A 21,845-nucleotide genomic window follows, 5' to 3' on the forward strand; every position below is an offset into this window, starting at 1 on the left:
TATGAACAGCCAGACCAAGATCGAGGAGGCGGGCTTTACGCCCGCCTCGCGTATCGCCGCCATCGGCGTCTCGAAAATCCTGCAGATCGGCGCCCGCGCCGCTGCCATGAAGAAGGACGGCCTGCCGGTCATCATCCTCGGCGCCGGCGAGCCTGATTTCGATACGCCTGATACCATCAAGGCCGCCGCCAAGGCCGCCATCGACCGCGGCGACACGAAATACACCGCGCTTGACGGAACGCCGGAGCTGAAGAAGGCGATTGCGGAGAAGTTTCGCCGCGAAAACAACGTCGACTATGCACTCGACGAGATCACCGTCGCGACGGGCGCCAAGCAGATCCTGTTCAACGCCTTCATGGCAACGGTCAACCCGGGCGACGAGGTCATCATCCCGACGCCCTACTGGACCTCCTATTCCGACATCGTGGAAATCTGCGGCGGCGTTCCGGTGCTGATCCCCTGCGACGCCGAAGCCGGCTTCCGCCTGAAGGCCGAACAGCTGGAAAAGGCGATCACGCCGAAGACGCGCTGGGTGCTGCTCAACTCACCCTCGAACCCCTCGGGTGCCGCCTACAGCGAGACCGACTACCGCCCGCTGCTCGACGTGCTGCTGAACCATCCGCATGTCTGGCTGATGGTCGACGACATGTACGAACACATCGTCTACGATGGATTCAGGTTCGTCACCCCCGTCGCCATCGAACCCCGCCTGAAGAGCCGCACGCTGACGATCAACGGCGTCTCCAAGGCCTATGCCATGACCGGCTGGCGCATCGGCTATGCCGGCGGCCCGAAGGCGCTGATCAAGGCCATGGCGGTGATCCAGAGCCAGGCGACCTCCTGCCCCTCCTCCGTCAGCCAGGCCGCTTCGGTCGAGGCCCTGAACGGCCCGCAGGACTTCCTGAAGGAGCGCCAGGCAAGCTTCAAGCACCGTCGCGACCTCGTTGTCTCGGCCTTGAACGCCATTCCCGGCCTCGCCTGCCGCACGCCGGAAGGCGCGTTCTACACCTTTTCCGGCTGCGCCGGCGTCATCGGCAAGGTGACACCCAAGGGCAAGCGCATCGAAGCCGACAGCGACTTCACGGATTATCTCCTCGAAGACGCGCATGTCGCCGTCGTGCCCGGCTCCGCCTTCGGCCTTTCGCCCTATTTCCGCATCTCCTACGCCACGTCGGAAGCGGAATTGACGGAAGCGCTGAAGCGCATCGCGGACGCCTGCGCCAAGCTCGTTTGAGGCAAGCCAAACCATCCGGCAAAAAAAAGGGGCCTCGTTAGAGGCCCCATTTTTATGTGTCCGCGCCTTCTGGCGTTCTCTGCTTCCCCGCAGCCTTGGCCACAGATGCGAAAACACCCCGGTTTCTTAGCCGGGGCGTTAAAGGGTTTGGAAAAGATCAGGCAGCGCGGGCGCCGTGGTTTTCCTGGGCGTAATAGTGGCCGAAACGGTTGGCGAGGAAGGCGTCGAGCGCGATTTCTTCCTGGCGGACAAAACCTTCGGCACGCAGCGAGCCATCGGCCAGCATGTCGAGCACGGCGCAGATCGAGCCGGCCGTCGTGATCTGGATGGCCGAATGCAGGACGCCGGCGATCGGCGCGCTGTAGACCTTGTTGGCGTAGGTTTCCTGGATCAGGCGGCCGCCCTTGCGACCGGAAACGGTCACGAAGATGATGACGACGTCCTGCGTGGTGGTCGGCAGGGCATTTTCAAAGATGTCCTTGAGGACTTCGCGGCGATGACGCAGGCCGAGATCGTTCAGCAGCGCCTTCATGATCGCGGCGTGGCCGGGATAACGGATCGTCTTGTAGTTCAGTGTGCGGACCTTGCCCTTCAGCGTCTCGCAGAGCGTGCCGAGGCCGCCCGACGTGTTGAAGGCTTCATAGGTCACGCCGTCGAGCGAGAATTCTTCGCGCTCTTCCAGAGCCGGAACCTCGATCAGCGCGCTTTCGACGATCGCTTCGCAGGGCTCGATGTATTCGTTGATGACGCCGTCGGTGCTCCAGGTGAGGTTGTAGTTCAGCGCATTGGAGGGGTACTGCGGCAGGGCGCCGACGCGCATGCGCACGCTTTCGAGCGAATCGAAGCGGCTCGCGAGGTCATTGGCGACAATCGAGATGAAGCCAGGTGCGAGGCCGCACTGCGGAATGAAGGCGGTCTTGGCCGTTTCGGCGATGCGCTTGACGTGGCGGGTGGATTCGACGTCTTCCGTGAGATCGAGATAGTGCACGCCGGCAGCCGCAGCGGCTTCGGCAATCGCGACCGTCAGATGGTAGGGGGCGGCCGAAAGAACGGCGAACTTGCCGGTCAGCAGGGCCTTCATGGCGGCTGCGTCCGCGATGTCGACGGCAACCGTCGAAACGGCAGCGTGGCTTTCGATCGCAGCAAGCTGCTCGTCCGAACGGTCCGCGACGGTGACGCGGTAATCCCCGCTGTGAGCCAGCATGCGGGCGATGGTCGAGCCGATCTTGCCTGCGCCGATGACGACGATGTCCTTCATGTGATTTCCCTCCGGCATGAATTGATGCGCTTATTTTGGAGGCAGGGACTGTCGATTTAAAGCGCCACATCTGGCATAATACATTATCGGTATCGGCAGAATGACGGTAAAAATGAGCATTTCGACGCTAGGGCCCAAGGATCGCGAGCTTCTCGCCATCCTTAGCGAGAACGCCCGCGAACAGACCGCGACCATCGCCCGCAAGCTCGGGCTGTCGCGCACGACCGTGCAGGCGAAGATCGACCGGCTGGAGCGCGACGGTGTGATCGCCGGCTACGGCGTCAAGCTGTCCGACGCCTATGAGAGCGGCATGGTGAAGGCGCATGTGCTGATCACCATCGCGCCGAAGACGCTTTCGCGCATCACGACCGAACTGCACGCCATTTCCGCCGTGCGCACGCTGCATTCGGTAAGTGGCAGTTTCGACCTGATCGCCGTGGTCGAGGCGGCATCCATTGCCGAACTCGACCACCTCATCGACCGCATCGGCGCCATCGACGGCGTGGAACGCACTCTGTCGTCGATCATCCTGTCGACGCGAATCCGGCGTTAGGCGATGCCTGCGGCCCAAACGACCTCCAATAGCAGTCAACCACCTCGCCTTCGCGGCCCCTTCACCTTCACACCACCACTGTCAGGCGATGAACCGCTCCGGTCGGTATGGACCGATATTGATCACCGTGCGCTCGCCCAGCATCTTTTCCGCCAGAACGCGCCCGGTGATCGGGCCGAGCGTCATGCCGTGGTGGGCGTGGCCGAAGGCGAACCAGAGGCCGGCATGGCGCGGGGCCTTGCCGATGATCGGCATCATGTCCGGCGTGCAGGGACGGCAGCCCATCCAGGGTTCCTCGTCGCGCCGTTCGGCGAGCGGGAAGAATTCGCGGGCAACCTTTTCGGCGCGGCGGAGCTGCACCGGGGTCTTGCGCGTGTCGCGCCGCGCGAATTCGGCACCGGTGGTGAGACGGATGCCGCGCTGCATGGGTGCCAGGAAATAACCGCGCTCGGCATCCAGCACCCAGTTGTTAAGATGGGCGCCCTCTTCAGCACCATAGTGCATGTGGTAGCCGCGCTTGACGGCGAGCGGGAAGCGATAGCCGAGCTTGCGCGTCACTGTATCGGCCCAGGGGCCGAGCGCCACGACGACCTCCTTGCCTTCGAGCGGCCCTTCCGGCGTCGCAATGCGCCAGCCCTCGCCCTCCAGCACATGCTCGATGGTTGCCGCGTCACCGGACTGAAGCGTGCCGCCAAGCGACTGGAAATAGGCGAGGTAGCGCTTCATCAGGCTTTGCGGGTCGAGGATCGACCAGGGATCGGTCCAGCGCAGGCCGCCGGTCAGTTCGGCACGGATGGACGGCTCGGCCGCCGCCACTTCGGCCGTCGTCAGCTTCTGGTGGTTCACGCCAAAATTCGCCGAGAGTTTTTCGGCATCCGCATAGGCCTTGTCGCGTTCCTTTTCCGAACGGAATACCTTCATCCAGCCGTCCTTGCGTATGAGATCCTCGGCGCCGGAGGCGGCGATCAGGTCGGCGTGCTCGGTGATCGAATTCTCGATCAGCGGCGCATAGAGATGCGCAATGCTCTGGTGCTGACGGAAACCGGAATGCCACCAGTAGCGCGCCAGGAACGGAATGATGCTGGGGATGGCCGACGGATGATAATGCGCGTCGATCGTGTTGTTCAGCGCATAACGGAACAGCGCGCCGAAATCGTGCGGGAAGCCATAGGGGAAGACGCCCTCGCGCTGGATGAGGCCGGCATTGCCATAAGAGGTCTCTTCCGCGGCACCACGACGATCGACGAGCACCACCGACTTGCCGCGCCGTGCAAGATGGATCGCGGTCGAAATGCCGATCACGCCCGCGCCGAGAACAATGACGTCCGTCTTCATGTGCCTGCCCCATAGTCCCATTCAGGTTTTTTGATCCATTGCATGGGCCGAACGGGGGATGCAAGCCGCTTGCTTGCGGCAAAGCGCCTTCAGGCGCCAGAGATGGACACCGGCCGGATGCGGCGATAGCGTCACGGCACGACGGGACCTTCGAAAGGAAGCGGCATGCAGTTTGGTACCACGCGCGAACTCTGGCGTTATCCCGTCAGCTCGCTGACCGGCGAACAGCTCGAAACCGTCGAACTCGATGACGCTGGTGTAGCGGGTGACCGCAAATGGGGCCTGTTCGACGCAGAGAGCAACGTCGTCGCAGCGCCGGAAACCGAACGACGCTGGCGCCCCGTTCCGGGGTTGCGGGCGCGGGCGGCTGCCGATGGGCCGGAAATCAGTGGCGATGGCGACACCTGGCATTCTCTCCCGTCGCCAACGGCCGACACGATCGCTTCGGGCCACCTTGAATTCCCCGTCCGGTTTCAGCCCTTTGGCGAAACAGGCGCCAGCCCGCGCTATGTCCGAGACCCCCTTCACATCCTGACCACGTCTTCGCTTGCGCGCCTGCGGGCCCTGTTGCCGGCAGCGCTGATCGACGTCAGGCGCTTTCGCCCGAACATTCTCGTCGACACGGACACGGATGACGTCGATTTCGTCGAGCAGCGCCTGATCGGGCGCAGGCTCCGGATCGGCGAAACGCTGGTCGAAATCACGGAACCCTGCTCACGCTGCGCCTTCACCGCCCTCCAGCAGCCGGGCATCCCCTTCGACAAGGATGTGCTGCACACGATCGCCAGACACGGCGGAGGCGGGTTCGGTGTGTTGGCAAAGGTCGTCACCCCCGGCAGGATAACCTGCGGCGATACGGTGATAGTGGATTAGGCCTATTGCCCGGCAAGCCTGAGCAGGTTTTCGATCGCCGCCCGCTCGAAGCCGCCGATGCCCTCGGAAATATCGGCCTTGATCGCTGCGGCCACGGCATCCTCGTCGCGTTTGCGCAGCGCCTCGATCGCCTCCTGGTGGCGATCGACGAAATAGAGCTGGGCGACATGCTCCATGGCGATGCCGAGGAACGGGCCGAGCTGGAGCCAGATGCTCTCCACCATCGGCATGATCACCTGCTCGGGATTGGCAGTATATAGCGTGCGATGGAACTCTTGGTTCAGCAACAGGGCCGTCGCATTGTCCTTGCGGGAAATCGCCTCGTCCTGCGCCTTGTCGATCTCGGCGAGCCGGTCGATGCGTCGTTCCGTGATATGCGGCACGGCGCGGCGGGCGGCATGCTGCTCCAGCACGGAGCGCAGCGAGACCAGCTCGCTGAAACGATCCGCCGTCATGCGCGGCACCATGATTCGCCGGTTGTCGAGCACACGCAGCGCCCCTTCCGACGAAAGCCGCCGAAGGGCTTCGCGCACGGGGGTGGGACTGCTCTCCATCGCTTCGGCAATGCCACGGATGGTCAGCGATTCGCCCGGCCGGATGGAGCCCACCATGATCGCCTGGCGCAGACGCCGATGCGCATATTCATGCGTCGTCATGCCGTCCGGCCGGTCCAGCGGCTCAAGCGCCAAATTACCCAATCCATCCCTCCTGTGACCGGCTCCGGGGTGTTATCCTACCCCTTGCGACAGGTTCTAGCAGCTTGACCGACGACAAGAAAGTGTGCATATTTTCGAAATGTGATCACAAAAATGCTTATTTGATACAGAAAGACGAGGGCGATGAACGAAGATTCCAATTGGCTGATCGGTGCTGACGGCGTGGAAAGCATCCAGGCCGTTGTCTGCGATCTGAACGGCATCCTGCGCGGCAAGCGCGTGCCCGTGGGACAAGCGGAAAAAGTGCTGAAGGGCGGCATCCGCATGCCGCTGTCCATCGTCGGCGTGGACGTCTGGGGCGAGGATATCGTCGGCTCCAGCCACGTCTTCGCCTCGGGCGACATGGACGGCATCTGCGCGGCGACCGGCCGCGGCGCGCTGCCCGTCAGCTGGACGCTGAAACCGTCCGCCGTCGTGCCGCTCTGGCTGTTCAAGGAGAGCGGCGAGCCCTTCCTTGCCGATCCGCGCCAGGCGCTTGCCAACATCGTGCGCCAGTACCACGAACTTGGCCTGCGCCCCGTCGTCGCCTCGGAGATGGAATTCTACCTGATCGACGCCGAGCCGGACCATGCGCAGCCGCCAATCTCGCCCTATACCGGCAAACGGCTGGATTCCGACGCCATCCTGTCGATCGACGAACTCGACGACTTCGGCCAGTTCTTCTCCGACGTCTATGCGGAATGCGAGCGGCAGAACGTGCCGGCGGATTCGGCCGTTGCCGAAAACGGCATCGGCCAGTTCGAAATCAACCTGATGCATTCCGACGACCCGCTGAAGGCGGCCGACGACGCGCTGTTCTTCAAGCGCATCGTCAAGGGCATCGCCCGCAAACACGGCTTTGCCGCCACCTTCATGGCAAAACCCTACGGCATGCGCTCGGGTTCCGGCATGCACATGCATTTCAGCCTGATCGACGAAGACGGCAACAATGTCTTCGACGACGGCACGCCTGAGGGCTCCGACATCATGAAACATGCCGTCGCGGGCCTGACGCGCGGCATGGCGGAATCGACGCTTCTCTTCGCGCCGCATTTCAACTCCTACCGTCGCCTGCGGCCGGATACGCACGCACCGACCTCCGTCTCCTGGGGTTATGAAAACCGCACTGCGGCGATCCGCATTCCCGGCGGCAGCAACAAGGCGCGCCGCATCGAGCACCGCGTCGCCGGTGCGGACGCCAACCCCTATCTCGTCATGGCCGGCATCCTGGGTGCCGCCCTCGTCGGCATCCGCAACAAGTGGGAGCCGCCGGCACCGGTCTCCGGTCGCGCCTATCTCTCGCAGCTGCCGCGCATTCCCTCGGAATGGGGCTCCGCGGTCACCGCCTTCGAGAACGGCGCGATCGTATCGGAAATCTTCGATACGGACCTCCGCTCCATGCTGATCGCCTGCAAGCGGCAGGAAATCGCCGGCTTCTCCGAACAGGTGACCGACTTCGAATTCAGCGCCTACCTGGAAATCGTCTGATGGCTACCAATGAATCCTACGCCGGCAACGGCGCCTATCCCGACAGCTACTACGCCGCTTCCCGTAACATCGTCCGCACGCCAAAGGTGCTCGAAGGCGCGGTGACCGCTGACGTCGCCGTGCTCGGCGCCGGCTACTCCGGCCTGTCCACCGCCATCCACCTTGCCGAAAAGGGCTACAAGGTCGTGATGGTTGAAGGTGCCGGCATCGGCTGGGGCGCGTCCGGCCGCAATGGCGGCCAGATCGTCAACGGCCTGAACGCCAGCCTCGACACGATCAAGCGCCGCTATGGCGACCAGGCCGGCGCCTTTGTCGGCAGCCTCGTGCAGGAAGGTGGCAAGATCATCCGCCGCATCGTCTCGCAATACGACATCGATTGCGACATGAAGACCGGCAACATCTATGCCGCCTATACGCCCGCCCACATGAAGGACCTGGAGCACAAGAAGGCCCTGTGGAAGAGCTACGGCATGGACGACCACCAGATGCTCGACAAGGCGGCGATCCAGAAGCTCGTCAAGACCGATGCCTATATCGGCGGCATGCTGGACACGACCGGCGGCCACATGCACCCGCTGAACCTCACGCTCGGCGAGGCCAAGGCACTCGAATCGCTCGGCGGCGTGATCTACGAACAATCGCCGGTCATCCGCGTCGAGCATGAGGCCGAAAAGCCGGTCATCCACACCGCGCGCGGCAGCGTGACGGCGAACACCGCCGTGATCTGCGGCAACGCCTATCTCGGCCATGTCGTGCCGAAGCTGGTCTCGCGCGTCATGCCCGTCTCGACCCAGATGGTCGCCACCGAACCGCTCGGCGACCGCGCCGACGCGCTGATTCCGAGCGACATGTGCGTGGAAGACGTGCGCTACATCCTCGATTATTTCCGCCTGTCAGCCGATAAGCGCATGATCTTCGGCGGCGGCACCGTCTATGGCGGCACCGACCCGGCGGATGTACGGGCAAAAATCCGCCCCAACCTCGAAAAGGTCTTCCCCTCGCTGAAGGGCGTGAAGATCGACTATGCTTGGAGCGGCAATTTCGCGCTGTCCTTCTCGCGCGTGCCGCAGATGGGCACGATCGGCAAGAACACTTATTTCGCGCACGGCTATAGCGGCCACGGCGTCACCGGCTCGCACCTCTTCGGCAAGATCCTGAGCGAGGCGATCCACGGGGATCTCGCACGCTTCAGCCAGTTCGAGAAACTGCCGTGGATCCCCTTCCCCGGCGGGCGCATGTTCCGCGCGCAATATTCCACCATCGGGTCCTGGTGGTACCAGTTCAAGGACGCCTTCGGCCTCTGAGGCCGCAACCTCCCAAGCAAAAGGCCCGCTGTTGTTTCCAACAGCGGGCCTTTTCATGGACAGGTGGTCAATCAGCCGCGACGGTTGCGGGCGGCAAGCGTGCGCAGGCGCAGCGCGTTCAGCTTGATGAAGCCGGCGGCATCCTTCTGGTCATAGGCGCCCTGGTCATCTTCGAAGGTGACGAGCTTGTCGGAATAGAGCGACTTGTCCGATTCACGGCCGGTGACCATGACATTGCCCTTGTAGAGCTTCAGCGTCACTTCGCCTTCGACATGCGTCTGGCTCTTGTCGATAAGGGCCTGCAGCATCTCGCGCTCCGGCGAGAACCAGAAGCCGTAATAGATCAGCTCCGCATAACGCGGCATCAGTTCGTCCTTGAGGTGCGCCGCACCGCGGTCGAGCGTGATGGATTCAATAGCGCGGTGTGCCGCAAGCAGGATCGTGCCACCGGGCGTTTCGTAGACGCCGCGCGATTTCATGCCGACGAAGCGGTTTTCCACGAGGTCGAGACGACCGATGCCGTTGTCGCGGCCATAGGTGTTGAGGGTCGCGAGCAGGGTCGCCGGCGACATGCGCACGCCGTTGATCGAGACGGCATCACCGCGCTCGAAGCCAACCTTGATGGTGGTCGCCTTGTCGGGAGCGGCTTCCGGCGAAATCGTGCGCATATGCACATATTCCGGCGCCTCGACAGCCGGGTCTTCCAGCACCTTGCCTTCGGAGGAGGAGTGCAGGAGGTTCGCGTCGACGGAGAACGGCGCTTCGCCCTTCTTGTCCTTGGCGACCGGGATCTGGTGCTGCTCGGCGAATTCCAGCAGGTGCGTACGGCTCTTGAACGACCAGTCGCGCCACGGGGCGATGATCTTGATGTCCGGGTTCAGCGCATAGGCCGACAGCTCGAAACGGACCTGGTCGTTGCCCTTACCGGTGGCGCCATGCGCGATGGCATCGGCGCCGGTCTTGGCAGCGATCTCGATCAGGTGCTTGGAGATCAGCGGGCGGGCGATCGACGTGCCGAGCAGGTAGACGCCTTCATAGACCGCATTGGCACGGAACATCGGGAAGACGAAATCGCGCACGAATTCCTCGCGCACGTCCTCGATGAAGATCTCCTTGATGCCGAGCATCTCGGCCTTCTTGCGCGCCGGCTCCAACTCTTCACCCTGGCCGAGGTCGGCCGTGAAGGTCACGACTTCCGCATTGAGCTCGGTCTGCAGCCATTTCAGGATGATCGAGGTGTCGAGGCCGCCGGAATAGGCCAGCACGACTTTTTTCACGTCTTTGTAAGATGCCATGGTGATGAGGTCCGTTGCATGGAGAGGATCTGCGGCAAGCCCGCAAGGCCCGGTGTCGCGGCACTTTTAGCGAAGTTGGCGCGTGACGCAAGGGTGACGCGGGCGGCTTCCTGATGCAAGCCAGGTTTGACAGCGCGCCGCAGCAACCCATATTCGCCTCAGTGAACCATGGAAGGGATGCCCCATGACGAACATCAAGGACATCATCAAGCAATCCAATGTCGCCGTCGTCACCGGCGGCGCCTCCGGCATCGGACTGGCCGCAGCACGGCGTTTTGCCGAAGCCGGCATGTGCGTCGTGATCGCCGATCTCGGCGGCGACCGGCTGGGTGAAGCGCGCCTGGAACTCGAGGCCATCGCCGGCGAGGCCAACATCATGGCCGTGGAGACGGACGTCGCCCACCGCCACGAACTGGAGGCGCTGGAACGCGCCGTGCTGCAACGCTACGGCCGGGTGCATGTGCTGATGAACAATGCCGGCATCCAGCCCGCCACCTCGATCTTCAGCGCCGGGGCCAACTGGGACCATATCCTCGCCGTCAACCTGATGGGCGTCATTCACGGCAGCCAGGTTTTCGGCCCCAACATGCTGGCCCATGGCGAACCGGGCCTTATCATCAACACCGGCTCCAAACAGGGCATCACCACGCCGCCCGGCAATCCGGCCTACAACGTCTCCAAGGCCGGCGTGAAAGTGTTCACCGAAGCTCTCCAGCACGAATTGCGCAACACCGAGGGCGCAAACATTTCTGCCCATCTGCTCATCCCCGGCTTCGTCTTCACCGCATTGACCAAAGGCGACCGCACGGAAAAGCCCGATGCCGCCTGGACCTCGGCCCAGACCGTCGACTTCATGCTGGATAGCCTGGGACGCGGCGACTTCTACATCCTCTGCCCGGACAACGACGTTCCCCGCGCGCTCGACGAACGCCGCATGGCCTGGGCGATCGGCGACGTCATCGAGAACCGCCCGCCCCTGTCGCGCTGGCACAAGGACTTTTCCGCAAAATTCACGGCCTTCGTCGAAGGGGAATAGCGCCTAAAACCCCGCAATCTTCGTCGTGGTCGGGCTGGACCCGACCAGTGATGTCGCGCCTGCTACGTGGATCCTCGGCTCAAGGCCGAGGATGACGACGCGGGCGGGGCGGGCAAGTTTGTTGGCAAAACCATCGCGTTCATCGAGCGCCATGACGGTCTATCACAAGCTTTGATTGGTAATTTTCGGAAAGCCGGCTTAGGAGTTTCGCATTCTCTCCGGCCTTCAGGTACCGCCATGGATGTCCTGCCCACGCTCCCGACGCTTCTCGCCTTCACGGCCGCAAGCCTGCTGCTCGCCGCCACGCCCGGACCGGACATGACGCTGTCGATCAGCCGGGCGCTGTCGCAGGGCCGCGGTCCAGCACTCTTCGTGGTGGTCGGCACCGGCCTTGGCATCGTCGTGCACACCCTGCTCGTCGCCTTCGGCATTTCGGCGCTGATCACCGCCTCGCCGACGGCCTTCATGATCCTGAAGACCGGCGGTGCCGCCTATCTGCTGTGGCTCGCCATCCAGGCGATCCGCTACGGCTCGAATTTCACCGTCAACGCCGCAGCCGGCCCGCGCGGCACGGCGCTCGCCAACATTTCGTCCGGCTTCTGGGTGAACCTGCTCAACCCGAAGGTCATCATCTTCTTCATGACCTTCCTGCCGCAGTTCATCTCGGCCGGCGACCCTGATGTCACCGGCAAGCTGATCTTGCTCGGCCTGTTCTTCATCGTCGTCGGCATGCCGATAAACATCATCGTCATCCTCGCCGCCGACAAGCTCGCCGCCTGGCTGCAGCAGAACCCGAAGGTGCTGCGCGGCATCGACTACACCTTTGCCGGCGTCTTCTCGGTCTTCGCGATGAAGATCTTCTTCACGCAGGCAAAGTAGCGGCGGTCACACGCCGTAGCGGTAGTGCCCGGTGATCGGGTAGGCAAACAGCACGTCCTCCAGACGCGCGCCTGCACCGATATTGTGAACGACGAGCGGCCGGGCGCCATCGGATGAATGGGCATCCGCCACGATGCCGATATGCGGTAGATTGCCCGGCAGCATCTGCGAGATGATATCGCCCGGCCGGTAATCCGTGCCATTCTCGCTCAACGCCAGGGCCGCACCCGCGCGCTTGAAGAACGCCTGGAGGTTGGGTACCCGGCGGTGGTCGATGTTGCGGTCCGTCTTCTTCAGGCCCCAGAGCGCCGGATAGTCGGAGAAGGCGCGCCGCATGTCCTCATGCACCAGCACCTGAAGGTCGATGCCAAGCCCATCCCGGTAGGCCCGGACGAGCACATCGGTGCACACGCCCCGTTCGCGCGGCACGTCGCCGCCGGGATAATCGAGCCTGGAATAGGCTGCGTCATAGGTCAGTGTTACGCCGATCTGCTCTCGAGCCGCGGCAACGAGCCGATCCGCCGCAGGCGCCTCTGCCCGCAAGACCGTCGGCAAGGCGAGCACGACCCCTGAAGACAGGCCACCAGCCAGCAGCGTACGGCGAAACAGCATGCGCATCCCCCAAAATCCGACGGAAGAAAGCTGCTGGCGGATTCGGGCGCTTTGTGGGCGTCAGCCGATCAACAAGGCGTCGTCGTCGAGCGTCTGGCCGCGCATCTTGCGGAACATGGCGATCAGATCCTCGACCTGGAGGTCCTTGCGGCTGTCGCCGGCCACGTCCAGCACGATTTCGCCGCCATGCAGCATGACAGTGCGGTGCCCGTAGTCGAGCGCCTGGCGCATCGAATGCGTCACCATGAGGGTGGTCAGCTTGCGCTCGGACACGATCTTCTGCGTGAGGGTCATGATGAACTCCGCCATGCCCGGATCGAGCGCGGCCGTGTGTTCATCGAGCAGCAGCACATCGGAACCGGCAAGCGTCGCCATGACGAGCGAGACCGCCTGACGCTGGCCGCCCGAAAGCAGGTCCATGCGGTCGCGCATGCGGTTTTCGAGGCCGAGGTTCAGTTCGGCGATGCGCTCGCGAAAATGCGTGCGGCGCTGGGGGCCGAGCGCCGACGAAAGCCCGCGCCGTTCGCCGCGACGGGCGGCAAGGGCGAGGTTTTCCTCGATCGACAGCGCGCCGCAGCTTCCGGTCAGCGGATCCTGGAAGACGCGCGCGACCCGGCCGGCGCGCGCCGCCGTGCCCTGGCGGGTGACGTCCGTCGTGCCGATCTTCACCTGGCCTTCCGTCGCGATCACATCGCCGGCGAGAACGCCGAGCAGCGTCGACTTGCCCGCACCGTTGGAGCCGATGACGGTAACGAACTGGCCTTCCTCGATGGTCAGGCTGACGCCATTGAGCGCCTGTTTCTGCAGCGGCGTGCCCTTGCCGAAGGTGACCTTGATATCGGAAACGGAAATCATCAGGCGGCTCCCCCGCGACGAAGGCGCGGCAGAACGAGCGCCACGGTGACAAGCAGCGCCGTCACGAAATTGAGGTCGGAGGCCTGAAGGCCGAGCACGTCGGAGGACAGCGCCAGCTGGATTGCAATGCGGTAGAGGATCGAGCCGAGCACGCAGCCGATCAAGGCCATGAGAATACCGCGTGCGCCAAACAGCGTCTCACCGATAATGACGGCGGCAAGGCCGACGACGATGGTGCCGACGCCGGAAGTCACGTCGGCAAAGCCGTTCGTCTGGGCAAACAGCGCGCCGCCAAGCGCCACAAGCGCATTGGAGAGGGCGATGCCGAGATAGATCTGCCGGTTGGTATCGACGCCCTGCGCGCGGGCCATGCGGGCATTCGCACCCGTCGCACGCATCGACAGGCCGGCGTCGCTTTCCAGGAAGCGCCAGACGACGATGACCGCGACGACGACGAGAAGGCCGACGAACAGCGGCCGGACATAGAAGTCACGCAGGCCGAGGCCGAAGAACGGGCTGATCATCGTCTCGGCATTGATCAGCGCAACATTCGGCTTGCCCATCACGCGCAGGTTCACCGAAAAGAGCGCGATCATCGTCAGGATCGAGGCCAGCAGATTGAGGATGCGGAAGCGCACATTCAGCATCGCCGTCACGAGGCCCGCGCCGCCACCGGCCACCATGGCGACCGCCGCCGACAGCCAGGGGTTCACGCCCGCAATGATCAGCACCGCCGTAACGGCAGCGCCGAGCGGAAACGAACCGTCCACCGTCAGGTCCGGAAAATCCAGCACGCGGAAGGCAAGATAAACGCCGATGGCGACAAAGGCATAGACCAGCCCCAGTTCGACGGCACCCCAAAAGGCAATCAGGCTCACGGCTCTTGGCTTTCTCTTTTTTTGCCCTTTCCGCGGTCTCGCGGGAAGGCCCCTTTTAACAGATCAACCGCTGCCGGGCGATCCGGCAGCGGTTGGCTGCGATTGGAAATGTCCGGCGAACCGGCGGCTTATTCGATGATGCGGGTCGCGCGGCCGACGACGGCTTCCGGAAGGGTGACGCCCATCTTGGTGGCGGCGGACTTGTTGACCACGAGGTCGGTGCCCGCGGCAACCTTCACGGCGATGTCGCCCGGCTTTTCACCCTTAAGGATGCGCACAACGATCTCGCCCGTCTGCTTGCCGACGTCCTTGTAGTTGAAGCCGAGCGCGGCGATGGCACCGCGCGAAACGGAATCCGTGTCGGCGGTGAAGAGCGGCAGCTTGGCCTCTTCGGCAACGGCGACCGCGCCTTCCAGCGCCGAAATGATCGTGTTGTCCGTCGGGATGTAGATGGCATCGGCGCGGCCGACAAGCGCACGGGCGGCACCCTGCACTTCCGCGGACTTCGTGGCAGCGGATTCGACCACCGTCAGGCCGGCCTTCTCGGCTTCGGCCTTCAGCACGGCGAGCAGCGACACGGAGTTCGCCTCACCCGAATTGTAGAGGAAGCCGATCGTCTTGGCGTTCGGCAGGATTTCCTTGATCAGCGCCAGATGTTCGGCAACCGGCGACAGGTCGGACAGGCCGGTGACGTTGCCGCCGGGCTTGTCCATGTCGGTGACGAGCTGTGCGCCGAGCGGATCGGACACGGCCGTGAAGACAATCGGGATATCCTTCGTCGCGGAAACGACGGCCTGCGCCGACGGCGTGGAGATCGGCACGATCACGGTCGGATCCTCGCCGGCAAACTGGCGGGCGATCTGGGCGGCCGTCGCGGGATTGCCCTGTGCCGACTCGTAGAGGAACTTCAGGTTCTCGCCTTCCTTGTAGCCCGCCGCTTCCAGCGCTTCCTTGACGCCGTCACGGGCGGCATCCAGCGCCGGATGTTCGACGATGGCCGTTACGGCCACGGTGACGTCTTCGGCCTGGGCCGGCAGCGAAATCGCGAGCGTTGCCGCGAAAGCGAGCAGAAGTTGACGCATGGAGGGTCTCCCTAGAATGATTTTGACCCGTTTCTAGGCAAAACGGCCGTTCAAATCAATTCTCGGAATCCGCTTGTCCGATCACAATTTCTGATAGGAGCGCGGCAAAACAGCCGGATAAGGGAGTGCCCGAGAGCCCTCAGTCGTCCTCGCCATGGCCGACGATCATCATCGCCTCGAAGGCCATGCGGTCGACCTTGCGCATGCGCTCGGATTCCGACTTCAGCTGGCCGCAGGCGGCGAGAATGTCGCGGCCGCGCGGGGTGCGGATCGGCGAGGCATAGCCGGCCTGGTTGATGAAATCGGCGAAACGCTCGATCTGCTCCCAGTCCGAACACTGGTAGTTGGTGCCCGGCCAGGGATTGAACGGGATGAGGTTGATCTTCGCCGGAATGCCCTTCAGCAGCTGGGTGAGCAGCTTGGCGTCCTCCAGCGAGTCGTTGACGTCCTTCAGCATCACATATTCGAAGGTGATGCGGCGTGCATTCGACAGGCTCGGATAGGCCCGGCAGGCCTCGAGCAGGTCCTTCAGCGGATACTTCTTGTTGATCGGCACCAGCATGTCGCGCAGGTCGTCGCGCACCGCATGCAGCGAGATCGCCAGCATGACGCCGATCTCGGAGCCGGTGCGGTAGATTTCCGGCACGATGCCGGAGGTCGACAGCGTCACGCGGCGCCTGGAGAGCGACAGGCCGTCGCCGTCGGTGGCGATCAGCAGCGCCGTCTTCACGTTCTCGAAATTGTAGAGCGGCTCGCCCATGCCCATCATGACGATGTTGGAGACCTTGCGGCCTTCGGCCGGCGCAATCATGCCGACCGGCGTGTCGCGGTCGGGGAAATCGCCAAGGCGATCGCGGGCAAGCAGCAACTGGGCGAGGATTTCCTCGGCCGTCAGGTTGCGCACCAGCTTCTGCGTGCCGGTGTGACAGAAGGAGCAGGTGAGCGTGCAGCCGACCTGGCTGGAAATGCACAGCGTACCGCGACCTTCTTCCGGGATATAGACGGTCTCGATCTCGACCGGCCGGCCCGCGCCGCGCGGCGGGAAACGCAGCAGCCACTTGCGCGTGCCATCGGCGGAAACCTGCTCCTCGACGATCTCCGGACGGGCGATGGTGAAATGCGTCTTCAGCATTTCGCGCATGTCCTTGGAGATATTCGCCATGTCGTCGAAATCGGAAACACCGCGCACATAGAGCCAGTGCCAGAGCTGGCTGACGCGCATCTTCACCTGCCGCTCGGGAATGCCCTTTTCGGCGAGCGCCCGGCCCATGTCCTCACGCGAAAGGCCGATCAGCGACGGCTTTTCCGCGGCGGGAAGGGTGCGGACGACCGGTGCCTTGACGGGATCGGCCGTGTTGAGAAAATCCATGCTTGCCATCGGGTCATCCTCAAGAACAGGCCAGGCTGGCGCAGGCTGTTGCGCCGCAAGCGGTCCATGCTCGACAGAAGTTCGTTGCGGGCCCACCGGCGCCGCTCGATGCGGCTCAGGGCCCAGTTGCCGGCCCTTTAGCATTGTTCTGGCAGAAAGTCACCTGCCTTGCCGGCGCAGACCTCGCGGAAGCACTGGCGCAGCCAGCGATGCGCCGGATCGGCATCCATCCGCGGATGCCAGAGCATGGAAATGGTGAACTCCGGCAGATCGATCGGCAGCGGAAAACTCGCCATGTCGTCGCGCAGCGACAGGGTCGAACGGTCCGACACCTGGGCAATCAGGTCGGAATGCCGCGCAAGCGTCACGGCCTCCGCAAAGCTCGCGACGGTCACGGCGACGGTGCGCGTCAGCCCCATCAGAGCCAGTGCCTCGTCGGCCGGGCCGCGCTCCCGCCTGCCGCGGGACACGAGGATATGGCTGCCCTCAACGTAGCGCTCCGGCGTGATCGGGCCGGCGAGCAGCGGGTGCCCCTTGCGCACGACGCCGATGAAACGATCGCGAAACAGCGCCTGCGCGCGCACTTCCGGTCCCGTCGTATCGCCGATCACGCCGGTTTCGAGATCGACCGTTCCGTCGCGCAGCGGCGTGCTTTCCTTGTCCGGCTTTGGAACGAAGCGGATTTTCACATGGGGCGCCTCCCGCGTGAGGCGCGCCAGCAAGGCGGGCCCGAACGTATCGACGAAACCCTCACGGTTGCGGAGCGTAAACGTCCGCGCGAGGGTTGCGAGATCAAGATGCTTTGCCGGGCGCAACAGCGCTTCGGCTGCCGCAACGACCTGGCCGACCTCGTCACGCAACTCCAGCGCCCGCGGCGTCGGCACCAGCCCCCGTCCGGCGCGCACGAGCAGCGGATCGCCGGTCACCTCCCGCAACCGCGCGAGCGCACGGCTCATCGCCGAGGGGCTGAGCCGCAGCCTTTGCGCCGCCCGCGCCACATTGCCCTCGGCGAGCAGCACATCGAGCGTGACGAGAAGATTGAGATCGGGTCGTGACATGGTCCGATCCTAGCATGCCCGCGAAAAGATGACATGGCGTCAAACGCACGAATAAAATGCAAATGATGCGTCTTCCGCCTTATCACGCGGAGGACTACCTGCTCTGAGGACCCCAAGGAGCAAAACCATGCACGATACAGAGACCATAACGGCGAACCGTCACCGGGCCGGAGCCCTTGCCGGCCTCTCGCTCGCCATCCTCTTGTCCTCCCTCGGCACCAGCATCGCCAATGTTGCCCTGCCGACACTAGCGGATGTCTTTGCAGCACCCTTCCAGCATGTGCAGTGGGTCGTGCTCGCCTATCTCCTGACCAGCACCGTGCTGATCGCCAGCATCGGCCGCCTCGGTGACCTATTCGGCCGACGCCGCCTGTTGCTGGCGGGCCTTGCGGTGTTTTCTGCCGCCTCTTTGCTGGCGGGCCTGTCGCCGTCGCTGCCCCTCCTCATTGCCGCCCGCGCCGTTCAGGGGGCGGGTGCGGCTGCGATGATGGCGCTTGCCATGGCCTTCGTCAGCGAAACCGTGCCGAAGGAAAGGATCGGCAGCGTCATGGGCCTGCTCGGCACCATGTCCGCCGTTGGCACAGCGCTCGGCCCGTCGCTCGGCGGTCTGCTGATTTCGGGCTTCGGCTGGCACGCGATCTTTCTCGTCGCCGTACCTTTCGGCCTGTCCGCCTTCGCCCTCGTCCACCATTTCCTGCCCGACGACCGCAAAGCCGCCACGACCGGCCGTTTCGACCTCGTCGGCGCCGGCCTGCTGGCAGCAACGCTGGCGGCCTATGCACTGGCGATGACGGTGGGCGAGGGCCGGGTCGGTCCGCTGAATGTCGCGCTCGTCGCCGCCTCGGCCGTGGGTGCCGGACTCTTCGTGCTTCGGCAACGCCGGATCGCCTTTCCGCTGATCCGGCCTGCCGCCTTCCGCCGTCCCGGTTTTCCCGCAAGCCTTGCGGCGAATATCCTCGTTGCGACGGTGATCATGGTGACGCTGGTCGTCGGACCGTTCTACCTGTCGCGCACGCTCGGCCTCGGTCCGGCCCATGTCGGCTTCGTGCTGGCGATCGGCCCCGTGGTGTCCGTGCTGACCGGTGTTGTTGCCGGACGGTTCGTCGATCGGTTCGGCGCAACACCCATGGTCGCCGCCGGGCTCGCCACGATGGTGGCGGGCACTGCTAGCCTGCCCGTGCTGTCCGCCCTGTTCGGCCTTTCCGGCTATATCACGGCGATCGTCGTACTCACGCCCGGCTACCAGCTCTTCCAGGCCGCCAACAATGCAGCCGTCATGACGGGCGTTCCCGCAGAGGAGCGCGGCATCACATCAGGCCTGCTCAACCTGTCGCGCAATCTCGGCCTGATCACCGGCGCCTCGCTGATGGGCGCGATCTTTACGCTCGCCGTCGGCACGAAGGACATGATGGGCGCCAGCGCGCCGGCCGTCGCAACCGGCATGCATGTCACCTTCGCCGTGGCCGCCGTCTTGCTGCTGGCCGCGCTCACTCTTGTGCGCGGCGTCAAGCGCAAGGCCTGAAACGACAAGACCTCCGCCGAACGGCGGAGGTCTCTCCAGAACACAGCAAACCGGCCTCGACAGCCTTCGTTCGATCAGCCCATGCGCTCGGAAGCGTAGGAACCGGGGCTCGGCGGGAAGACGATGGTCTTGTTGCCGTTCATGAAGGTGCGGTGGTGGATATGCGCATGCACCGCACGGGCAAGCACCTGGCTCTCCACATCCCGGCCGATCGACACATAGTCCTCCGCCGACTGCGCATGCGTGATGCGCGCCACATCCTGCTCGATGATCGGACCCTCGTCGAGATCCTCCGTCACATAATGCGCCGTAGCACCAATCAGCTTCACGCCGCGCTCGAACGCCTGCTTATACGGATTTGCCCCCTTGAACGACGGCAGGAACGAGTGGTGGATGTTGATGATCCGGCCCGACATCTTCTTGCACACCGCATCCGACAGAACCTGCATGTAACGGGCGAGCACGATCAGTTCGGCACCGGACTGCTCCACCACCTCCATCAGGCGGGCTTCGGCCTGCGGCTTGTTCTCCTTCGTCACCTTGATGTGGTGGAAGGGGATGTCGTGGTTGACGATGACCTTCTGGTAATCGAAGTGGTTCGACACGACGCCGACGATGTCGATCGGCAGCGCGCCGATCGTCCAGCGATAGAGCAGGTCGTTCAGGCAATGGCCGAAGCGCGACACCATCAGCAGCACCTTCATGCGCTCGTCGCTGTCGTTGAAGCGATAGGTCATGCCGAAGGGCTTGGCGACCGGAGTGAAGCCCTGCTTGATGTCCTCCTCCGAAACACCTTCTTGGCTGAGGAAGGTCAGGCGCATGAAGAACAGGCCCGTTTCCAGGTCGTCGAACTGCGAACTGTCGGAGATGTAACACCCCTTCTCGGCGAGGTAGCCGGTGATCGCGGCGACGATGCCGCGGGTCGATTGGCACGATACTGTCAGGACGTGGCTTTTCATCGGTTCGTTTCTCGCGTTCGGCCGATGCTGGGGCAAGCACCGGCGATCCCCTTGTCATGCGGGCCGCACGTGCGGCACGGCGCATATTTCAGTCCGCTTGCGCCAGCGCAAGCCCCTGCAATGGCGAGAAGCTACGCCGCCTCTTGCAAGGAATCCCTCCGGTTCGCGACATCCAGTGCGTCGAAAATGCCAACGGTGCCGTTCCAAGGCGTCGTTCGCCTCGCGCCGCCGTTCCGCATGAGCCCGCGTGAAAGGCCGCCGCATCGAATCTTTCACGGATGCAAGCCCGCCTGCCGTGCCGCCAAAATCCATCTGGACACTATTGTGGACACATGTTCTAAGAATTGGACATAACCAACTGGAGCACGCCATGCACCTTTCCATGTGGACCTACCCCTGGGACATCCAGGACCAGGGGCTCGAGACGCTTGCCGCCGATCTTGCCGGCCGGGCCGGCCTCAACACGGTGAGTGTGGCGACCTCCTACCATGCAGGCCGCTTCCTCCAGCCGCGCAGCCCGAGCCAGAAGGCCTATTTCCCGGAAGACGGCACCGTCTATTTCCGCCCGGACGACACGCTCTGGCAGGACAAGGTGATCCGCCCACTGGTGGCGCAGAACGTTCTCGATCGCGGCGACATGGTGGACGCGCTGACGACGGCGCGTGAAACGACCGGCCTGAAGGTTTCCTGCTGGACCGTCTGCCTGCACAACAGCCGCCTCGGCCTGCTGCACCCCGACCACGTGACCCGCAACGCCTTCGGCAACGCCAACTACTACAATCTCTGCCCGTCGAGCCCGGCGGCGCGCGACTATGTCGTGACCCTCGTGCGTGACATCACGACGAACTACCGGCCGGATATGCTGGAACTCGAAAGCCCCAATTTCATGGGCTTCGCGCATGAATACCACCATGAGAAGGACGGCGTCGGCCTCACCGCCGAGGACGATTTCCTGCTCTCGCTATGCTTCTGCGACCATTGCACCGCACGCGCTGAGAAAGCCGGCGTGCCGGTGGAAGGCGCCCGAAAGACGGTCGCCCGTTTCATTGCCGAACTGTGCGAGCGGGCCGTGCCCGAAAAACAGTTTCCCGATTTTCCCGCGGCCGGCATCGATGCCTTCCGCGCACATCCCGATCTTCACGCCTTCCTGGTCTGGCGCTTCGAACCGGTAACCAGCCTGATCGGCGAGATCAAGGCGGCCGCCGACCCGGCGACGCGCATCGTGCTGATCGACCTCAAGGACGGCTGGCTCGGCGGGGTCGACCTTGCAGCCGTGGCAAAGCTCTGCGACGGCGCGATCCTCTGCTGCTACGACATGACGCCCGAGGCCGTCGCCGATGTCATGCGCACCGGCCGCGCCCTGCTTGGCTCGGAAAAGTTCTTGGGCCTGGGCCTGCGCGTCTTCTATCCCGAAGTCGACGGGCCGGCGATCCTGGCCGCCCGCGCCAAGGCCGCCGTCGAGGCCGGTGCCGACGGCGTGAACTTCTACAACTACGGCCTCATTCCGGCAAAACGCCTCGACTGGGTCCGCGCGGCGGTCGACGCGATCACCTGATCGCG

At 63.9% G+C, this 21,845-nt stretch carries 21 protein-coding genes; 9 read left to right on the forward strand and 12 right to left on the reverse strand.

Going from position 1 to position 21,845, the window contains the following annotated elements; all coding sequences use genetic code 11:
• Window position 1 precedes the first annotated feature (1 nt).
• Complete coding sequence (locus tag GR138_RS21335; protein ID WP_160861285.1) at window positions 2-1,234, forward strand: pyridoxal phosphate-dependent aminotransferase; 1,233 nt, start codon at window positions 2-4, stop codon at window positions 1,232-1,234.
• A 157-nt stretch (window positions 1,235-1,391) separates the two neighbouring features.
• Here the strand turns inward: GR138_RS21335 and GR138_RS21340 are convergent, their stop codons facing one another.
• On the reverse strand, window positions 1,392-2,492 hold the full coding sequence (locus tag GR138_RS21340; RefSeq protein WP_160861286.1) for a saccharopine dehydrogenase family protein: 1,101 nt from the start codon (window positions 2,490-2,492) through the stop codon (window positions 1,392-1,394).
• 112 nt (window positions 2,493-2,604) lie between these two features.
• On the opposite strand from GR138_RS21340, the gene GR138_RS21345 reads away from it, so the two are divergent.
• Window positions 2,605-3,045 carry an Lrp/AsnC family transcriptional regulator gene (locus GR138_RS21345; RefSeq protein ID WP_160861287.1) on the forward strand — a complete coding sequence of 147 codons (441 nt, stop codon included), beginning with the start codon at window positions 2,605-2,607 and terminating at the stop codon, window positions 3,043-3,045.
• Between the two features lie 81 nt (window positions 3,046-3,126).
• Here the strand turns inward: GR138_RS21345 and GR138_RS21350 are convergent, their stop codons facing one another.
• Window positions 3,127-4,380, reverse strand: coding sequence for an NAD(P)/FAD-dependent oxidoreductase (locus GR138_RS21350; RefSeq protein WP_160861288.1), 1,254 nt, complete (start codon window positions 4,378-4,380; stop codon window positions 3,127-3,129).
• 165 nt (window positions 4,381-4,545) lie between these two features.
• Between GR138_RS21350 and GR138_RS21355 the strand changes: the two genes are divergently transcribed.
• Window positions 4,546-5,253, forward strand: a complete 708-nt coding sequence (locus GR138_RS21355; protein WP_160861289.1) for an MOSC domain-containing protein — start codon at window positions 4,546-4,548, stop codon at window positions 5,251-5,253.
• A 2-nt stretch (window positions 5,254-5,255) separates the two neighbouring features.
• On the opposite strand, the gene GR138_RS21360 is transcribed toward GR138_RS21355, so the two are convergent.
• Window positions 5,256-5,909 (reverse strand): GntR family transcriptional regulator, encoded by a 654-nt coding sequence (locus GR138_RS21360; RefSeq protein WP_160861433.1) that lies wholly within the window; start codon window positions 5,907-5,909, stop codon window positions 5,256-5,258.
• A 183-nt stretch (window positions 5,910-6,092) separates the two neighbouring features.
• Between GR138_RS21360 and GR138_RS21365 the strand changes: the two genes are divergently transcribed.
• Complete coding sequence (locus GR138_RS21365; RefSeq protein ID WP_160861290.1) at window positions 6,093-7,436, forward strand: glutamine synthetase family protein; 1,344 nt, start codon at window positions 6,093-6,095, stop codon at window positions 7,434-7,436.
• Window positions 7,436-8,740, forward strand: coding sequence for an NAD(P)/FAD-dependent oxidoreductase (locus GR138_RS21370; protein ID WP_160861291.1), 1,305 nt, complete (start codon window positions 7,436-7,438; stop codon window positions 8,738-8,740). Before GR138_RS21365 ends, GR138_RS21370 begins: the two co-directional genes overlap by 1 nt.
• 71 nt (window positions 8,741-8,811) lie before the next feature.
• Here the strand turns inward: GR138_RS21370 and GR138_RS21375 are convergent, their stop codons facing one another.
• The gene (locus GR138_RS21375) at window positions 8,812-10,035 is read right to left on the reverse strand and encodes an argininosuccinate synthase (RefSeq protein WP_160861292.1); all 1,224 of its coding nucleotides are present in this window, start codon (window positions 10,033-10,035) and stop codon (window positions 8,812-8,814) included.
• Between the two features lie 184 nt (window positions 10,036-10,219).
• On the opposite strand from GR138_RS21375, the gene GR138_RS21380 reads away from it, so the two are divergent.
• Window positions 10,220-11,071, forward strand: coding sequence for an SDR family NAD(P)-dependent oxidoreductase (locus GR138_RS21380; protein WP_160861293.1), 852 nt, complete (start codon window positions 10,220-10,222; stop codon window positions 11,069-11,071).
• Window positions 11,072-11,074: 3 nt separating this feature from the next.
• Here GR138_RS21380 and GR138_RS21385 read toward each other — a convergent pair whose 3' ends face one another.
• Entirely contained in the window at window positions 11,075-11,224 is a 150-nt protein-coding gene (locus GR138_RS21385) for a hypothetical protein (RefSeq protein WP_160861294.1), read from the reverse strand.
• Window positions 11,225-11,308: 84 nt separating this feature from the next.
• On the opposite strand from GR138_RS21385, the gene GR138_RS21390 reads away from it, so the two are divergent.
• Complete coding sequence (locus tag GR138_RS21390) at window positions 11,309-11,950, forward strand: LysE family translocator (RefSeq protein WP_160861295.1); 642 nt, start codon at window positions 11,309-11,311, stop codon at window positions 11,948-11,950.
• 6 nt (window positions 11,951-11,956) lie between these two features.
• On the opposite strand, the gene GR138_RS21395 is transcribed toward GR138_RS21390, so the two are convergent.
• From GR138_RS21395 to GR138_RS21420, 6 genes are all read right to left on the reverse strand, one after another.
• Entirely contained in the window at window positions 11,957-12,562 is a 606-nt protein-coding gene (locus tag GR138_RS21395; RefSeq protein WP_160861296.1) for a DUF1287 domain-containing protein, read from the reverse strand.
• Window positions 12,563-12,622: 60 nt separating this feature from the next.
• A complete protein-coding gene (locus GR138_RS21400; RefSeq protein WP_160861297.1) occupies window positions 12,623-13,417 on the reverse strand; it encodes an ABC transporter ATP-binding protein in 795 nt (264 codons plus the stop codon).
• Window positions 13,417-14,295 carry an ABC transporter permease subunit gene (locus GR138_RS21405; RefSeq protein ID WP_160861298.1) on the reverse strand — a complete coding sequence of 293 codons (879 nt, stop codon included), beginning with the start codon at window positions 14,293-14,295 and terminating at the stop codon, window positions 13,417-13,419. The genes GR138_RS21400 and GR138_RS21405 overlap by 1 nt, the downstream gene beginning before the upstream one ends.
• A 128-nt stretch (window positions 14,296-14,423) precedes the next feature.
• Window positions 14,424-15,377, reverse strand: coding sequence for an ABC transporter substrate-binding protein (locus GR138_RS21410; RefSeq protein ID WP_160861299.1), 954 nt, complete (start codon window positions 15,375-15,377; stop codon window positions 14,424-14,426).
• A 139-nt stretch (window positions 15,378-15,516) separates the two neighbouring features.
• Window positions 15,517-16,746: a dual-specificity RNA methyltransferase RlmN gene (rlmN, locus tag GR138_RS21415; protein WP_420853696.1), complete on the reverse strand. Its 1,230-nt coding sequence runs from the start codon at window positions 16,744-16,746 to the stop codon at window positions 15,517-15,519.
• 137 nt (window positions 16,747-16,883) lie between these two features.
• Window positions 16,884-17,804, reverse strand: a complete 921-nt coding sequence (locus GR138_RS21420) for a LysR family transcriptional regulator (RefSeq protein WP_160861301.1) — start codon at window positions 17,802-17,804, stop codon at window positions 16,884-16,886.
• 127 nt (window positions 17,805-17,931) lie between these two features.
• Here GR138_RS21420 and GR138_RS21425 point away from each other — a divergent pair, with 127 nt between their 5' ends.
• Window positions 17,932-19,326: an MFS transporter gene (locus GR138_RS21425; RefSeq protein WP_160861302.1), complete on the forward strand. Its 1,395-nt coding sequence runs from the start codon at window positions 17,932-17,934 to the stop codon at window positions 19,324-19,326.
• A 74-nt stretch (window positions 19,327-19,400) separates the two neighbouring features.
• On the opposite strand, the gene purU is transcribed toward GR138_RS21425, so the two are convergent.
• Entirely contained in the window at window positions 19,401-20,285 is an 885-nt protein-coding gene (gene purU, locus GR138_RS21430) for a formyltetrahydrofolate deformylase (protein ID WP_160861303.1), read from the reverse strand.
• 370 nt (window positions 20,286-20,655) lie between these two features.
• Here purU and GR138_RS21435 point away from each other — a divergent pair, with 370 nt between their 5' ends.
• Entirely contained in the window at window positions 20,656-21,840 is a 1,185-nt protein-coding gene (locus tag GR138_RS21435) for a hypothetical protein (protein ID WP_160861304.1), read from the forward strand.
• Window positions 21,841-21,845 lie beyond the last annotated feature (5 nt).

Origin of the sequence: Shinella kummerowiae (assembly GCF_009827055.1) — a bacterium.
Taxonomy (GTDB): domain Bacteria; phylum Pseudomonadota; class Alphaproteobacteria; order Rhizobiales; family Rhizobiaceae; genus Shinella; species Shinella kummerowiae.

What these genes read in the sequence shown, in the direction of transcription:
- GR138_RS21335 (WP_160861285.1), top strand. Translation starts at nt 2, where the DNA reads ATGAACAGCCAGACCAAGATCGAGGAGGCGGGCTTTACGCCCGCCTCG.
- GR138_RS21340 (WP_160861286.1), bottom strand. Translation starts at nt 2,492, where the DNA reads ATGAAGGACATCGTCGTCATCGGCGCAGGCAAGATCGGCTCGACCATC.
- GR138_RS21345 (WP_160861287.1), top strand. Translation starts at nt 2,605, where the DNA reads ATGAGCATTTCGACGCTAGGGCCCAAGGATCGCGAGCTTCTCGCCATC.
- GR138_RS21350 (WP_160861288.1), bottom strand. Translation starts at nt 4,380, where the DNA reads ATGAAGACGGACGTCATTGTTCTCGGCGCGGGCGTGATCGGCATTTCG.
- GR138_RS21355 (WP_160861289.1), top strand. Translation starts at nt 4,546, where the DNA reads ATGCAGTTTGGTACCACGCGCGAACTCTGGCGTTATCCCGTCAGCTCG.
- GR138_RS21360 (WP_160861433.1), bottom strand. Translation starts at nt 5,909, where the DNA reads ATGACGACGCATGAATATGCGCATCGGCGTCTGCGCCAGGCGATCATG.
- GR138_RS21365 (WP_160861290.1), top strand. Translation starts at nt 6,093, where the DNA reads ATGAACGAAGATTCCAATTGGCTGATCGGTGCTGACGGCGTGGAAAGC.
- GR138_RS21370 (WP_160861291.1), top strand. Translation starts at nt 7,436, where the DNA reads ATGGCTACCAATGAATCCTACGCCGGCAACGGCGCCTATCCCGACAGC.
- GR138_RS21375 (WP_160861292.1), bottom strand. Translation starts at nt 10,035, where the DNA reads ATGGCATCTTACAAAGACGTGAAAAAAGTCGTGCTGGCCTATTCCGGC.
- GR138_RS21380 (WP_160861293.1), top strand. Translation starts at nt 10,220, where the DNA reads ATGACGAACATCAAGGACATCATCAAGCAATCCAATGTCGCCGTCGTC.
- GR138_RS21385 (WP_160861294.1), bottom strand. Translation starts at nt 11,224, where the DNA reads ATGGCGCTCGATGAACGCGATGGTTTTGCCAACAAACTTGCCCGCCCC.
- GR138_RS21390 (WP_160861295.1), top strand. Translation starts at nt 11,309, where the DNA reads ATGGATGTCCTGCCCACGCTCCCGACGCTTCTCGCCTTCACGGCCGCA.
- GR138_RS21395 (WP_160861296.1), bottom strand. Translation starts at nt 12,562, where the DNA reads ATGCTGTTTCGCCGTACGCTGCTGGCTGGTGGCCTGTCTTCAGGGGTC.
- GR138_RS21400 (WP_160861297.1), bottom strand. Translation starts at nt 13,417, where the DNA reads ATGATTTCCGTTTCCGATATCAAGGTCACCTTCGGCAAGGGCACGCCG.
- GR138_RS21410 (WP_160861299.1), bottom strand. Translation starts at nt 15,377, where the DNA reads ATGCGTCAACTTCTGCTCGCTTTCGCGGCAACGCTCGCGATTTCGCTG.
- rlmN (WP_420853696.1), bottom strand. Translation starts at nt 16,746, where the DNA reads ATGGATTTTCTCAACACGGCCGATCCCGTCAAGGCACCGGTCGTCCGC.
- GR138_RS21420 (WP_160861301.1), bottom strand. Translation starts at nt 17,804, where the DNA reads ATGTCACGACCCGATCTCAATCTTCTCGTCACGCTCGATGTGCTGCTC.
- GR138_RS21425 (WP_160861302.1), top strand. Translation starts at nt 17,932, where the DNA reads ATGCACGATACAGAGACCATAACGGCGAACCGTCACCGGGCCGGAGCC.
- purU (WP_160861303.1), bottom strand. Translation starts at nt 20,285, where the DNA reads ATGAAAAGCCACGTCCTGACAGTATCGTGCCAATCGACCCGCGGCATC.
- GR138_RS21435 (WP_160861304.1), top strand. Translation starts at nt 20,656, where the DNA reads ATGCACCTTTCCATGTGGACCTACCCCTGGGACATCCAGGACCAGGGG.